General features: G+C 52.5%; 16 protein-coding genes. 9 read left to right on the top strand and 7 right to left on the bottom strand.

The window, feature by feature from the left end; genetic code table 11:
- Nucleotides 1–5: 5 nt before the first annotated feature.
- From hyfH to hycI, 4 genes are read left to right on the top strand one after another with little or no spacing between them, the layout of a single operon-like run.
- On the top strand, nucleotides 6–554 hold the full coding sequence (hyfH, locus tag DCX48_19840) for a hydrogenase 4 subunit H (protein ID QXE17321.1): 549 nt from the start codon (nucleotides 6–8) through the stop codon (nucleotides 552–554).
- Nucleotides 551–1,330: an NADH-quinone oxidoreductase subunit NuoB gene (nuoB, locus tag DCX48_19835; protein ID QXE16568.1), complete on the top strand. Its 780-nt coding sequence runs from the start codon at nucleotides 551–553 to the stop codon at nucleotides 1,328–1,330. Before hyfH ends, nuoB begins: the two co-directional genes overlap by 4 nt.
- Nucleotides 1,323–1,745: a formate hydrogenlyase maturation protein HycH gene (hycH, locus tag DCX48_19830; protein QXE16567.1), complete on the top strand. Its 423-nt coding sequence runs from the start codon at nucleotides 1,323–1,325 to the stop codon at nucleotides 1,743–1,745. Before nuoB ends, hycH begins: the two co-directional genes overlap by 8 nt.
- Before the next feature lie 4 nt (nucleotides 1,746–1,749).
- Nucleotides 1,750–2,232, top strand: a complete 483-nt coding sequence (hycI, locus tag DCX48_19825; GenBank protein ID QXE16566.1) for a hydrogenase maturation peptidase HycI — start codon at nucleotides 1,750–1,752, stop codon at nucleotides 2,230–2,232.
- A gap of 51 nt (nucleotides 2,233–2,283) precedes the next feature.
- Here hycI and DCX48_19820 read toward each other — a convergent pair whose 3' ends face one another.
- Entirely contained in the window at nucleotides 2,284–4,263 is a 1,980-nt protein-coding gene (locus DCX48_19820) for a GAF domain-containing protein (GenBank protein QXE16565.1), read from the bottom strand.
- A gap of 690 nt (nucleotides 4,264–4,953) precedes the next feature.
- Here DCX48_19820 and hypA point away from each other — a divergent pair.
- Genes hypA through hypE form a run of 5 tightly spaced genes read left to right on the top strand, consistent with a single transcriptional unit; the run spans nucleotide 4,954 to nucleotide 8,581 of the window.
- Nucleotides 4,954–5,307, top strand: coding sequence for a hydrogenase maturation nickel metallochaperone HypA (hypA, locus tag DCX48_19815; GenBank protein QXE16564.1), 354 nt, complete (start codon nucleotides 4,954–4,956; stop codon nucleotides 5,305–5,307).
- A 1-nt stretch (nucleotide 5,308) separates the two neighbouring features.
- Nucleotides 5,309–6,184 (top strand): hydrogenase nickel incorporation protein HypB, encoded by an 876-nt coding sequence (gene hypB, locus DCX48_19810; GenBank protein QXE16563.1) that lies wholly within the window; start codon nucleotides 5,309–5,311, stop codon nucleotides 6,182–6,184.
- Entirely contained in the window at nucleotides 6,175–6,453 is a 279-nt protein-coding gene (locus DCX48_19805) for a HypC/HybG/HupF family hydrogenase formation chaperone (protein ID QXE16562.1), read from the top strand. Before hypB ends, DCX48_19805 begins: the two co-directional genes overlap by 10 nt.
- A complete protein-coding gene (gene hypD, locus DCX48_19800) occupies nucleotides 6,453–7,571 on the top strand; it encodes a hydrogenase formation protein HypD (protein QXE16561.1) in 1,119 nt (372 codons plus the stop codon). Before DCX48_19805 ends, hypD begins: the two co-directional genes overlap by 1 nt.
- Nucleotides 7,571–8,581: a hydrogenase expression/formation protein HypE gene (hypE, locus tag DCX48_19795; protein ID QXE17320.1), complete on the top strand. Its 1,011-nt coding sequence runs from the start codon at nucleotides 7,571–7,573 to the stop codon at nucleotides 8,579–8,581. The genes hypD and hypE overlap by 1 nt, the downstream gene beginning before the upstream one ends.
- A 59-nt stretch (nucleotides 8,582–8,640) precedes the next feature.
- Here hypE and hybE read toward each other — a convergent pair whose 3' ends face one another.
- From hybE to hybO, 6 genes are read right to left on the bottom strand one after another with little or no spacing between them, the layout of a single operon-like run.
- Nucleotides 8,641–9,114 (bottom strand): hydrogenase-2 assembly chaperone, encoded by a 474-nt coding sequence (gene hybE / locus DCX48_19790; GenBank protein QXE16560.1) that lies wholly within the window; start codon nucleotides 9,112–9,114, stop codon nucleotides 8,641–8,643.
- A complete protein-coding gene (locus DCX48_19785) occupies nucleotides 9,098–9,598 on the bottom strand; it encodes a HyaD/HybD family hydrogenase maturation endopeptidase (protein QXE16559.1) in 501 nt (166 codons plus the stop codon). Before DCX48_19785 ends, hybE begins: the two co-directional genes overlap by 17 nt.
- Complete coding sequence (hybC, locus tag DCX48_19780) at nucleotides 9,598–11,292, bottom strand: hydrogenase 2 large subunit (GenBank protein QXE16558.1); 1,695 nt, start codon at nucleotides 11,290–11,292, stop codon at nucleotides 9,598–9,600. Before hybC ends, DCX48_19785 begins: the two co-directional genes overlap by 1 nt.
- Nucleotides 11,270–12,463, bottom strand: coding sequence for a Ni/Fe-hydrogenase cytochrome b subunit (gene hybB, locus DCX48_19775; protein ID QXE16557.1), 1,194 nt, complete (start codon nucleotides 12,461–12,463; stop codon nucleotides 11,270–11,272). Before hybB ends, hybC begins: the two co-directional genes overlap by 23 nt.
- Nucleotides 12,456–13,466 (bottom strand): hydrogenase 2 operon protein HybA, encoded by a 1,011-nt coding sequence (gene hybA, locus DCX48_19770; protein QXE16556.1) that lies wholly within the window; start codon nucleotides 13,464–13,466, stop codon nucleotides 12,456–12,458. Before hybA ends, hybB begins: the two co-directional genes overlap by 8 nt.
- A gap of 3 nt (nucleotides 13,467–13,469) precedes the next feature.
- On the bottom strand, nucleotides 13,470–14,603 hold the full coding sequence (gene hybO / locus DCX48_19765; protein ID QXE16555.1) for a hydrogenase 2 small subunit: 1,134 nt from the start codon (nucleotides 14,601–14,603) through the stop codon (nucleotides 13,470–13,472).
- Nucleotides 14,604–14,827 lie beyond the last annotated feature (224 nt).

Here is a 14,827-nt window from a genome sequence, read left to right as displayed (position 1 = left end):
GAATGATGCTGAAATTATTTAAAACCATCTGGCAGGCTGGCGATGTCACCGTCAAATACCCGTTTGCGCCTCTGGAGGTTTGCCCTGGATTTCGCGGTAAACCGGAATACGACGCCCAGCAATGCATCGCCTGCGGTGCCTGCACCATCGCCTGCCCAGCCAACGCGCTGACCATGGAAACCGACATTGAGACAGGTGCCCGCACCTGGCAGCTGTTTCTTGGGCGCTGCATCTTTTGCGGCCGCTGCGAAGAAGTGTGCCCGACCCGCGCAATTCAGCTATCAGCAGATTTTGAACTGGCCGTAACCCACAAGCCGGACTTATACACCCGAGCCACCTTTACTCTGCTGAAGTGCCGAGTGTGCCGTCAGCCCTTCGCCGCAGAGAAATCGGTGGAATATGCCATGGCGCTGCTGGCCCATTCAGGTATTGATGCTGAGAGCATAGAAGAAATGCGACCCCAGTTTGAAACCTGTCCGGCCTGCAAACGTGAACAAAGTCTGAATCATCACGGTCGCACCAATCTGAGTTATCACATTGGAGAGGCAAAATGAGCCAGCCAGAAATGAAAATAAACCATCATGTCAGCCAACCCATTACCCTCGATGAGCAGGCTGCCCAGTTGAAAGGTCGTTTGCTGAAAGATATTCAGCGTTCGGCTTACGTCTACCGCGTTGACTGTGGTGGCTGTAACGGTTGCGAAATCGAAATCTTCGCCGCGATTACGCCCCTCTTTGATGCCGAACGTTTCGGTATCAAAGTGGTAGCCTCGCCGCGTCACGCCGATATCTTACTGTTTACTGGCGCGGTCACCCGCGCAATGCGGGTTCCAGCCATACGAGCCTATGAATCTGCGCCGGACCCTAAAATTTGTATCTCCTACGGGGCGTGCGGCTGCGGCGGTGGAATTTTCCACGACCTGTATTGCGTATGGGGCGGCAGTGAAAGCATTGTCCCTATCGATGTCTGGATCCCTGGCTGCCCGCCGACACCCGCCGCGACGATCCACGGCTTTGCCGTAGCACTCGGCCTGTTGGAGCAAAAACTGAAAGGACAAGACCACATTCAGTTGCCGGGAGAGCGTGCGGAAACTCTGCTGCCCACCATACCGCTGGCGACACGCGTTATGGTTGAGCGGGAGGCCCGTCGACTGGCTGGATATCGGAAAGGCCGCGAAATCAGCGATCGGTTACTGAATCTGCTAGCGGGTTCCGATCTCTCCACTGCCGCCAAAAAACTGGATGTCTGGCTCAGCGAGGAAAACGACCCGCGCCTGCGTGAAATCGTACAGTGCCTGATGCAGCTATTGCGGGAGGCACCGAATGTCTGAAGATCAGGTTATCTTTTGGTCGCTGCGCCAGAAATTTCTCGACAGCGAATCCGTACCCGAACAGCCCCAGCAGGTGATGTATTACTCACTGGCGATTGGCCATCATGTCGGCGTGATCGATTGCCTGAAAGCCGAGCTGACCTGCGATCTCGATCGCTATCCGCAGTGGACAGCCATGCTCGGCACCGGAGACGCACAGCGCAAAATGAACGGTCTGTTGACCTTCGGAGAAATTTATATCGATAGCACGCACGTCGACATGCTGGCCCACGCGCTGGCCCCGTTGGCGCAAACCGGGCAGTTGGAGCCGTTTCAAACCTGGAGTACCACACTACTGCGTCTGCTGGCAGAAATTCAGCAAGAGCCTGCTATTTATCTCATCGTAAAAAAACAGATTGCCAATAAAGTAGGATGAACCGATGACCAATACCACACCTGATATCCTTCTGACCGTCGGTAACAAAATGATGGGTGACGACGGTGCCGGCCCGCTGCTTGCGGAAATGATGGCGGCCGGCCCGATTACGGGCTGGATTCCCATTGATGGCGGTGCCACGCCGGAAGATATGACGCATCACATTCAGGCATTACACCCCGATCGGGTACTCATTGTGGATGCTGCCGATATGGGGTTAATGCCGGGCGACATACGTCTTATCGATCCAGACGACATTGCCGAAATGTTTATGATGAGCACGCACAACATGCCGCTTAACTTTTTAATCGAGCGGTTAAAAGAGACGGTTCCAGACGTCATTTTTCTGGGGATTCAGCCAGATATTGTTGGGTTCTGTTACCCGATGACGGAAAAAATCAAACAGGCAGTGGAAACCGTGTATCGGAAACTGCCTGAATGGGAAGGTAACGGCCCGTTTGCGCAGCTCACGGTTGAAGAAGCCTAGCCTGCTAACACGATGCCGGAGCAACGCTCCGGCAATTTACCCGTCAGACTGTTATAAATCGTATATCGAAATCCCTAGCCGCTGCATACGCGAAAGCAGCGTGGTGCGTTTCAGCCCTAACCGCAGGGCCGCACCACGTGGCCCAGCCACCACGCCGTTGGTTTCTCGCAGCACTTGGATGATGCGCTGACGTTCATTCTCATCGTTTTCCGGCGGCGGTGTCAGAGCAATTTTATTCTCTTTCACCGATACCGACGGTACAGACACATTCAGCTCGTGCATCTGCAAATTCAGCGTTGAACCTCGGGTCAGGATCACCGCCCTTTCGATGACATTTTCCAGCTCGCGCACATTTCCCGGCCAGGGGTACTGGCAGAGCTGGCGCAGCGCCTGCGCCGGAATGTTGTCTATGCTACGTTTCATTCTATGCGCAATTTTCTGGACAAAGAATTTCGCCAGCAGAGGAATATCTTCAGGCCGTTCGCGTAGCGGCGGAATAGAGATCGGGAAAACATTCAGCCGGTAATACAAATCGCTTCTGAATTCGCGATCCATCGACATCTGCTTCAGGTCGCGATTGGTTGCGGCAATCAGGCGTACATCTACTGGGATGACCTTATTACTACCCAGTCGCTCGATTTCCCTCTCCTGTAGCACCCGCAACAGCTTGGGCTGAAGCTCAAGCGGCATATCGCCAATTTCATCCAAAAACAGCGAGCCGCCTTCCGCCATTTCAAAACGCCCGATATGAACCGTGGAAGCCCCGGTAAATGCCCCTTTTTCATGCCCAAACAGATCGCTTTCCAACAGACCTGAAGGCACGGCGGCGCAGTTCATTTTGACCATCGACCCTTTGTGCCGATAGCTCATCTTATGAATAGCCCGTGCAATCAGCTCTTTACCCGTACCGGTTTCCCCGAGGATCAGTACGGTACTGTCGCTCGTCGCCACCATACTCATTTGCTCCAATACCGACCGCATCTGAGCGCTTTGATATATGATATCGCCCTCGGCATCCGTGTTCTGAATACGCGCATTGAGCCAGATATTTTCATTCTTTAAGGTATCTTTCAGACGCGAAATCTGACCGTAAGCATCGGCGTTATCCACAGCGATGCCGATACGAGCCGCTATTTGCTGCAACAGATTCAGATGATTGTCATGAAAAAAATCCGCTTGCTCATAGGCCAGAACCAGCACACCTAACGGCTCACTATTGAAAGAAAGCGGCAACAGACACACCGTAGACAACTGGCGGGAACGCAATTCATCAAAAAAAGTATCGCGAGCCTGTTGGCAGCGATCGTCGTCAAGATTGAGCACGACGACCTCGTGGCTTTGTAGAACGTGCTCAGTTAACGATTTCGCACGAGGAAACGTACACTGATGGCGGGATACCGGGGACTCTGGGGCATAATAGGTCGACCATAGGCGGAAATCAGCAGGTTTTTCACTGTTGCTGAGCGCCATCGCAATATACTGAACGCCAAAAAAACGGTGGATCTCCCGCGAAACTTCCTGCACCAGCGCATCCATATCCAGATGAGATAGCACCGAGTTCGTAATATCGACCAGAATGCGGAAATGATCGCGCTGATGGCGCATCTGCTGGGACTCATCCAGCAAGGTTTTGTTGTGGCAAATATGGGAAAGCACTCCGCCAGCAAGGCAGGCCACCTGACGCAGAAAACCAAGCTCTTCTGGCGTAAAATGTCCACCACGGGAACGAATAAAACTCAATTCCCCCTGCAACGGGCTGGTACTGTTTAGCGGCATCGTACAGTGTCCGCCACCGGAACAACACTCGCCCTGCGGCGGGGTTTCCTGCGTGACATCCTGCTGCCAGACACCATAGCTGGGCAACGACAACGTAACCGACTGGAAGAAAACGAATTCAGAGGATAGGGCTGCCAGAACCGATAAAACGGAGAGTGGATCCTGCTGGCGGAGTAACGCCTCCGCGATATCGACCAGTTTCTCTCGCCGGATATCCCAGGTGCCAGCAACTCGGGAAGTATTTAGTGAAATCATCGGGGATTTAGCTACCACTTCCGAATTAAGATGCACTAATTATAAAGGGGTGTAAAAATAATAAAATCGACAGTACCCGGTACTTTGATCTGACACAATATTTTTATTTCCTCACGCTTAGCGCCTACATTTTCGTGTAGTAACACACATAGCATGATAAATAATTATTAATAAAACATTCACTAAGAAATATTACTCTGCCTTAGAAGTAGGATAATGTCATTCGCTATATATCATAGCGTTATTTCTATAACCATCGATATATTAATTTTTTATAATCATAGAGAATAATACACCGGCGCGACGATAATATTGAATTTTCATAGACCTTAAACATGAAGCATATATACCAACCAGTCATAAAAAACTCATTTATTATGAAATCATCGATGCATATTACCGAGAATATAATTAAATCCTCACATACTGCACATCCTTATATTGATGAGCAATAATAGAATGCCGTCAAAAGCAACCTTCCCACATACCTCTTTGACCATGAGTCTCTTATTCGCCTTACTTTCCATCCCACAGTTGGAAAGATTTGGGCGAAATCTCATCACAATACCCGACAGCATCAAAAAAAAGGCTTTCAGTAGCTGAGAAAATAGAACTTCTTAAAGCAGAAAAAGCAGCCGGACAAGTATGGCATACCGTTTACGGCGGTATGGTTTTGCTTCGGAGACATTAATGCATGAACTCACGCTTTGTCAGCGCGCCATCGAAATTATTGAACAGCAAGCCCAGCAACACGGGGCCAAAAAGGTCACTGCAGTCTGGCTGGAGATTGGCGCTTTTTCTTGCGTTGAAACCAGCTCCCTCGATTTTTGTTTTGGCATGGTATGTCGCCGCACACTGGCGGAAGGATGCCAGCTCCACCTCCACCAGCAGGAAGCTGAGTGCTGGTGTTACGACTGCCAACAGTCTGTCACGCTGTTAACCATCCAGGTACGTCGCTGCCCGCAATGTCAGGGCGATAACCTGCGAATTGTGGCAGACGATGGCATCCAGCTCAAACGCATGGAAATAGAACAGGAGATTTAATATGTGTACAACCTGTGGTTGCGGCGAAGGTAACCGCTATATCGAAGGGGATGAACATAATCCCCATTCCGCTTTTCGCAGCGCCCCTTTTGCACCAGCCGTGCATCCAGCCATAAAGATTACCGGACTGAAAACGCCCTCTTTTATGCCTAAGGAAACCCGTTCGGGTGATTTGCACTACGGACATGGAGAAGCGGGAACTCACGCACCGGGAATGACGCAGCGCCGAATGCTGCAAATAGAAATCGATGTTCTTGATAAAAACAACCAGATCGCCGCCCACAATCGCACGCAGTTTTCCGCCAGACAGCAGTTGGTGCTCAATCTGGTATCCAGCCCCGGTTCCGGCAAAACCACGCTCTTGACGGAAACGCTGCTGCGCCTGCGTGGTCGCGCGGAATGTGCCGTTATTGAAGGCGACCAACAAACCAGTAACGATGCCGCCCGGATACGCGAAACCGGTACGCCTGCCATTCAGGTAAACACGGGAAAAGGCTGCCATCTGGATGCACAAATGATCCATGACGCCATGCAGCGTCTGCCGCTGGCGAATAGTGGGATACTGTTTATCGAAAACGTTGGCAATCTGGTGTGCCCTGCAAGTTTCGATCTGGGCGAACGTCACAAGGTGGTGGTACTTTCCGTCACGGAAGGAGAAGACAAGCCGCTAAAATATCCACATATGTTTGCGGCAGCCTCCCTGATGCTACTGAACAAAGTGGATTTGCTACCGTATCTCGATTTTGACGTTGAAAAATGTCTGGACTACGCCCGTGAGGTTAACCCGGATATTGAAATCCTGCTGGTTTCCGCCACCAAAGGGGACGGTATAGAGCAGTGGTTAACGTGGCTGGAGGCGCAACAACAATGTGCATAGGCGTTCCCGGTCAGGTAAAAGAGCTTATCGGCGACAGTGCTGCATGGGTCGATGTTTGCGGCATTCGCCGCGAAGTGAACATGTTATTAGTCGGTGCATATGACGACGATGGCCAGTCACGAATTGATCAGTGGGTATTGGTACATGTCGGCTTCGCCATGAGCGTGATTGACGAACAGGAAGCCCTCAACACGCTGGAGATATTACAAAAGATGTTTGGCGTCGAACCGGATGTCGGCGTGTTGCTGTACGGTGAGGATCAGCGCTAATGCATCTTGTCGATGAATACCGCGATCCCGAGAAAGTGATGGCGCTTATTGCCCACCTTAACCAGCGGGCCCCGATGCTTTCTTATACCAAACAGCGTCCATTGCGCATTATGGAGGTCTGCGGAGGCCATACGCACGCGATATACCGCTTTGGTATTGATCAACTGTTGCCGGAAAATATTGAATTTATTCACGGCCCAGGCTGCCCGGTGTGCGTCCTGCCGATGGGGCGTATCGACAACTGCCTTGAGATAGCCAGCCATCCAGAAACGCTTTTTTGTACCTTCGGTGACGCCATCCGTGTTCCGGGGAAAAATGGCTCTTTACTGGATGCCCGCGCCCACGGAGCAGACATCCGCGTGGTTTACTCCCCTCTGGATGCACTAAAACTGGCTCGCGATAATCCGCAGCGCAAAGTGGTATTTTTCGCCCTGGGGTTTGAAACCACCATGCCAGCAACCGCACTCACCCTGCAACAAGCCAAGGCCGATGGCGTCGACAATTTTTACCTTTTTTGTCAGCACATTACTATCATCCCCACCCTACGCAGCCTGCTGTTACAGCCGGATAACAGCATTGACGCTTTTATCGCGCCGGGACATGTCAGCATGGTAATCGGGGTTGATGCTTACCAGTTTATCGCCACTGAATTCCAGCGACCGTTGGTCATAGCAGGATTTGAACCGGTTGACCTGCTGCAAAGTGTTCTCATGTTGATCGAGCAAAAACTCGCCGGTCAACCTGATATTGAAAATCAGTACCGCCGTGTGGTGCCAGATGCAGGCAACACGCTAGCGCAAAAAGCGATAGCGGATGTTTTCATGCTGAAAGGTGACGCCGAATGGCGTGGTTTGGGGATTATTGGTGAATCCGGCGTGACATTAACCCCAGATTACCAGCAGTTCGATGCGGAACGTTATTTTCGCCTACAGCCGCAAGAAACCAGTGACGATCCGCGGGCATGCTGTGGAGACGTATTAACCGGGCGCTGTAAACCCCACCAATGTTCGCTCTTCGGCACAATCTGCACGCCACAAAGTGCCTTCGGTGCGCTGATGGTTTCTTCCGAGGGCGCGTGCGCCGCCTGGTATCAATATCGCGCACAGGAGACTGCATGATGAAAACCATTACCCTCGCCCATGGCAGCGGCGGCCGAGCAATGCAACAGTTGATTTCCAGCCTGTTTATAGAGGCCTTCTCTAATCCATGGCTCGCAGAGCAAGAAGATGCGGCACGCTTATCGCTGGCAGAGCTCACTGCCAGCGGCGACCGGCTGGCTTTCTCTACCGACAGCTATGTCATTGATCCGTTATTCTTTCCCGGTGGGAATATTGGAAAACTGGCAATCTGTGGCACAGCCAATGATATTGCCGTTAGCGGTGCGCGACCACGCTGGCTCTCCTGCGGCTTTATCCTCGAAGAGGGATTAAGTCTGGAGATGCTGGAAACTATCGTGCGCAGCATGGCGCAAACCGCTCAGGAAGCAGGTATAGATATCGTCACCGGCGACACCAAAGTGGTTCCACGCGGCGCGGCGGATAAGATTTTCATTAACACCGCTGGCATCGGTGCCATTCCCCATCAGGTGTGCTGGGGAACCAATCAGATCGACAAAGGCGATGTCATTATCGTCAGCGGAACGCTGGGCGATCACGGGGCGACGATTCTCAATCTGCGCGAACAGCTTGGTCTGGAAGGTGAGCTAGCCAGCGACTGTGCGGTGTTAACCCCCCTGATTCAAACGCTGCTACCGATACCCGGCGTCAAAGCGCTACGCGATGCCACGCGCGGTGGCGTGAATGCCGTGCTACATGAATTTGCGGCCAGCAGCGGGTATGGAATGGACATTATCGAGGCACAGCTGCCAGTAAAACCCGTTGTCCGCGGCGTGTGCGAACTGCTGGGACTGGATCCGCTAAATTTCGCCAATGAGGGTAAACTGGTCATTATTACCCGCCGAGAATCTGCGTCCGCCGTGATGGAAGCCCTACATCAACACCCATTGGGATGTGATGCGGCGTTGATTGGCGAAGTAACTGAACGGAAAGGTGTACGCATAACCGGGCTTTACAGCGTGAAGCGCACGCTAGATCTTCCTCATGCGGAACCTTTACCGCGTATTTGTTAGCACGCACATCGTGAAAACGCTGGCGTCATCCGCCAGCGTTTTTACTGATTTATGCACGCCTACGAGAGATGAAAAAATGCCCTACGTCCTCGACTGGCGGGCATATTTCCGTCCACCACAGGTAAGGAAAGTGCCATACGAACGGTTTGTTCTGCCAGCGACAGCATCGATTCCGCCGTCAAGGTTTTATTCAACGGCGACATCAGAGATGAGGCCAGATATTGTCCACATCCGTCAACATAACCCACAGTAAAACGGATATCGCCGCAAGGCAGGCTCAGCCCCAGCGATTCCCCGACAGTCCGTCGTAGCCAGCACTGATCCGGGCCGGGCAATACCAGTAAGCTCAGCATCCAAGGCGTCAACATACAGCCAATCCACTGGTGCTCAAACAGTTGAAATCCACACGCGGACACCGGAATCTGAGGCTGAAAAAAAGGCAAAGACTGCATTTCCCTCTCCGCGATCGCCTGAAAAGCCGTTTCTAACTGTGCGGCTGGATTGTGCTGAAACCCGTTAACAAAATCCGGCATCAGACGCCTCCCGCAGTTCGGCGACCACGCCGCTAGACTGCAACGCCGCCAGAACCTGAGCCAGCGCAGGCTCAATCGCCCGACTGGCCAAGGCTGTCAGGCCGATACCGGGTTCAAGCGATGCAGGCACAACGCCCACCAGCGTCAACCGGCGTGGGAATTCCTCCGTCAGCCGTAGCGCCATCAGTACATCGGAAAGCCCGAGCTGATGGGGCGACACTTTGCGGGTAAAGAACGCGGGGATTTCCTCATCATGCAGTTCCACGACACTGCCCGGTGGGCTATCAGCCAGAACCGCATCGGCCACAATCAGGTGATCGCGGTTTGCCATTACGTCCATCAATTCCATGCCTGACGTGCCACCATCCAACACCTCGACGTGCTCCGGCAAACGGTAGCGCTGCTCAAGCGCTTCAATAATACGAACCCCCACGGCCTCATCGCCCAGCAGCAGGTTGCCAATCCCCAGCACCAGAATGCTCATCACAGCACCCGAACCTTGGTCACTTCCTGACCTGATGTATCGACAAGATGCACGGCGCAGGACATACAGGGATCGAACGAATGAATCGTTCTCACGACTTCCAGCGGTTTGTACGGGTCTGCCACCGGTGTCCCCACCAGAGAGCGTTCATAAGGGCCTGGCTCATTGTTAAAATTGCGCGGCCCCGCATTCCACGTTGAAGGCACAACCGCCTGATAGTTGGCTATTTTTCCATCTTTAATAACCACCCAGTGCGACAGCGCACCGCGCGGTGCTTCAATAAAGCCCACACCGCGGAATTCACCTTGCTCTGGGATGTTGGGGGGAATAAACGTTTCATGATCGCCATTGCCGATATTCGTTACCAGCGCCTGCCACTGCTGTGCCAGCGTGTCATGCAGCACGCAGGCATGCACGGTGCGCCCTAAAACCCGGCCCAACGTTGATGGCAGTTGCTCCTCCGTCATTACGTTACCGGTTAGCGCTTTGTAAATATCATTGGCGCGTGTGAAATAATGCTGTGCGGGCTGATAGCCAGCTCGCAGATTACACAGCAGCCACGCCAAAGGCCCCATTTCTACCGCGTTGCCGTAGAAGGTTGGCGATTTCACCCAGGAATATTTACCGTCATCCTGCCAGCCGGTGTAATTCGGGCGGGTCAACCCCTCCCAAGGAGCCAGCGGCTGATCATCCTGATACCAGGCATGTTTGCCACTTTCCTCGATCCCCTTGAGCAGGTATTCATCATGCGGATTGTTTATCGGACGAAATTTTCCATTATCCAGAAACCCGCCCGGCATCAGGAACGTCTCACTTTTACGATCGACAGGCAGTTCCGGCACACAGAGATAACAGTCGGCTCCTCGCCCCATGGTGAACCACTCAGGATAATGAGCAGCAATAACCGCAGTGTCGACCAGATAAACCTGTTCGATGAAATCACCAAGACGATCGATAAAGGATTTCAGATACATCAGGCGTTCCAGATTCAGCACGCCCGGTGAATCAAGATTGATAGGGTTTGCCACGCCGCCAACGGCCAGATTCTGAATATGCGGTGTTTTTCCCCCCAGAATCGCGACTATCCGGTTGGCGTCACGCTGACACTCCAGCGCCTGCAAATAGTGAGCGACGGCAATCAGGTTAATCTCCGGCGGCAACGACATCGCCGGGTGTCCCCAATAGCCATTAGCGAAAATACCGAGCTGACCGCTACCGACCAGATTTTTAATCTTCTGCTGCACCTGAGCAAATTCCGCTTCACTGTTCAGCGGCCAGTTTGACAGGCCTTTTAGCAGATCGGCGGCTTTTTTCGGGTCGGCCTGTAGTGCAGAAGTGACATCAACCCAATCCAGCGCAGAAAGTTGGTAGAAGTGCACGATATGGTCATGAATACTGTGCGCCGCCGCGATGATGTTACGGATATATTGGGCGTTGATCGGCACTTCCATCCCCAGCGCATTTTCCACCGCCCGCACAGAAGCCAACGCATGAATGGTGGTACACACCCCGCAAATACGTTGCACAATCATCCACGCATCGCGCGGATCGTTGCCTTTGACTATCTCCTCCATACCGCGCCACATGGTGCCGGATGACCAGGCTTTAACCACTTTGCCGTCTTCAATTTCGCAATCGATGCGCAGATGCCCTTCAATACGGGTGACGGGATCAATGGTGATGCGTTGGCTCATGCTCTACCTCTAACGATTTATTTTCATTTTTGTGTTGATGCACAGGCAACACTGGCAACAACCGGATCAACAGGATGTAGGCACAGACTTCTATTGCCACAAAACCGATGGATATCAGCAGCTCGCTGAATGTTGGGAAATAGCCGTAGCCGTTGCCTGGGTTGTAACTCAATAGGGAATAATTCAGACGCCAGAACGCTGCACCGAAGACCATGCACAGCGCACCGATAAACAACAAGCGAGGGTCGCGACGATTATTCTTCCGACGAAAAAGCAGCAGAGGGATCGCCAGCAGCAGTATTTCCACCCAGAATGAAAGGGCGAAACGATCGATGTGCCACAAATACGCGGTCTTGTCGCGCGCAATAAGCTCCCCGAAGCGCAGTACAATAAACAACAACAGCAGAATATCGATGGTGCGGGTCAACCGAGTGAATAACGGTGTCTCCTGAACACTTTTTCCCCTAAGCCCCGCCTGAACCAGAGATCCTTCAAAAATCACAATTGAGAATCCCAAAATAGCAGCGGTTAACAGCGAAAACAGCGGCAGCATTTCGTAGCTTTGCCATAGCGGGTGCACCTTGATACCCGCGGCAATCATCAGCGACCCCATAGACGACTGATGCATTGATGGTAGCAAAGCCCCCAGCGCAATAACAAAAAACATCAGCTTATTCAAACGCCTGAGTGAGACCTTCCACCCCAAGCGCTCTAACAGCGTCGGAGCAAACTCCAACACCATCACGCCGATGTATATCGTCATACACACTGCCGTTTCAAAAAGCACTGACGACGTATTGAAATGGCCGGGAATGAAGAAGTAAGGCAGATTCCAGTAACGCCCCACGTCGATCGTGATGGATAACCCGCCGAGTGAGTAACCGAACAGACTAGCCAGCAGCGCAGGACGCACCAATGGATGATATTCACCGCGGTTAAAAACATAGACAGCCCAGGCCAACGCCCAGCCACCACACGCCAGACCGGTTCCGACCAACAGATCGAAAGCAATCCAGATACCCCATGGATAGCCACCATTTAAATCGGAAACGGAACCAATCCCCAGCACCAGCCTTTTCACGATCAATAACAGGCACAACACAATGAAAGGTGCCAGCAACATCACGGGCCAACTCACCAGCCGCCCGCCTAGGGGGCTCGTTTTATGCATCGTCATGTTCATCCTCTTTTTCGTCCTGATCGTGCTTACCCATGTTGCGCTGCACCAGGAAAGTGATCCCGGCCAGTGCAGCAAACGGCAGAACCATGCCTTTATACAAGGAGTGCTGTACATGTTCGGAACGCGCCCCCGTTGATAGGCTATCCAGCAGTGGCAACCCTAAGTTTTCAAACGGTACGCCAGTCAACACCAGCACCTGTGTTCCGCCCCCCTCCAACTCGCCGTATACATGCTGCTGGTAATGTGGAAGAGGATGTTCGTACCGGTCGTTCCCCTGCAATGTCTGGCGTGGGAACCGGTAAGGCTCGCCTGTTTTCCCTGCAAGGCGCATTTTAGCTTCATCCAGCAGTTGCTCCCGCGTGCCGAAAATCACCGCCCCCGTCGGGCAGACTTCAACACACCCCGGCAACCCTCCGTTATCCAACCGCTCAACGCCCTTCTGATTGCAAAGCTCACACTTGTGAATTTTTCCGAACGGGTCGTCATAGTCATATTTCGGCACATTAAACGGGCACCCCACGATGCAGTAACGGCAACCGGTACACACATCGGGATCGTAATGCACGATGCCTGTATGGGCGTCTTTGCGTAATGCTTGCACCGGGCAGACGGATACACAATTGGGATCCACACAGTGCATGCACTGTTTTTTGATATAGGCGTAACCATTTTCCGTCTGGTCTTTATGTACGCCGCTCCCATCACTCCACACCTGAATAATGTTGTTGGTGTAGGGGCTGAGCTTATCGTTGTTAGACCACATCGGTTCCGTACCCGCGTAGGCGTATGTCGCACCATGCGGTGCATCACTGTGGTTGATGCGCTGACACTGGCTGACGCATGCCTGACACCCCACGCACAGCGTTGAGTCATACAGCATGCCAAGCGAGTTCGGAATTGGCGGCTTGTTCTCTGCTTTAGCCAACGCAGAGGGGGCGATGCCGACCGTCATCACCCCGCCAGTAGCCAGTTTTAGAAAATTACGTCTGTCCACGGCTCACTCCTTGCGCGAGGGCTGATCACCATCGTTACGATTCATCTTCTGTTGCCGCCCCAGCTCTTTCACCGTCATCAAACTGACGCCAGCCACCAGCCCCACAACACCGCCAAGCAACCCGACCGTGCTCAGGCTGACATTTCCCCCTTCCTTACTCATCACGTCTGGTTTGGCATTACGCGGCGTGGGGTTTTCGACGTTGGCCAGTTGAGCTATCCCTTTGGTAAAACCGATACCTTGCTCATTGCAGCCATAACACGGATGACCGATCCCGACTGGCCATATGCCACCACCGACATCGCAGAACTCCAGAGTCGGGCAGTTACCATACGTTTCCGGCCCCTTGCAGCCGAGGTGGTACAGACACCAGCCCTGCCGATGGCCGTCATCACCGAACTGTTTGGCAAAACGCCCCGCATCGAAATGCGGACGGCGCTCGCAATTCTCATGAATCAGACGGGCGTAGGCAAACTCAGGGCGGTTTTTCGCATCAAGCGCAGGGGGACGCTGGTAGGTAATGATGTGGGCGACGGTAGCCAAGAAGTTATGCGGATTAGGGGGACAACCAGGGATGTTGATGACCGTTTTATCAGGCAAGATTTCCTGCAAACTGACCGCACCGGTAGGATTAACACCGCTTGCAGGAACCCCACCCCATGCGGAGCAAGACCCAATCGCGATGATCGCTGCCGCGTGTTGCGCCGCGTCACGAATGTGGTCAACTATCGGCTTACCGGCCACCATGCAGTAGATTCCACCATCCTTTATAGGGATAGATCCATCCACGACCAGCACATACTGGCCTTTGTATTTCTCAATAGCGTGGTGTTTATTTTCCTCCGCCTGCTCACCAAACGCCGCCGAAAGCACTTCGTGATATTCCATAGAGATAACGTTTAACAGCAGACTCTCAATAGTCGGGTGAGTCGCCCGTAATAAAGACTCCGTACAGCCAGTACACTCCTGTGCTCCAATCCAGATAACGGGTGGCCGAGCAGAAGCGCTCACAGAGGAAGCGATATCAGCAGCCGCTCGACTGCTCAGCCCCATGGTGGCAGCCAGCGCAGCGCACAGCTTCATGAAATCACGACGATTGACACCCTCACGGAAAAACATTTTATTTTCTTCAGTCATTATTCTTACATACCTTCAGTTAGCCAGTGAGCACCTCACTACAAACTTAATGGCAATACTGATTACTCCTTGCACATAATATCGAATTGATTTACATCATTTTTTAATCATCAAAAATTTATTATTCATAAAAACATGAGTAAGATCGCTTCAGTTATCTCACTGGTGTTGACACACGGAAAGCACTATCGGAAGGAAATAATAATCATTATTATTTCATGGGC

It is taken from the genome of Pectobacterium atrosepticum (assembly GCA_019056595.1).
Lineage (GTDB): Bacteria > Pseudomonadota > Gammaproteobacteria > Enterobacterales > Enterobacteriaceae > Pectobacterium > Pectobacterium atrosepticum.
Note: the sequence above shows the minus strand (reverse complement) of the source record. Positions and strands in the feature narration are given on the sequence as shown.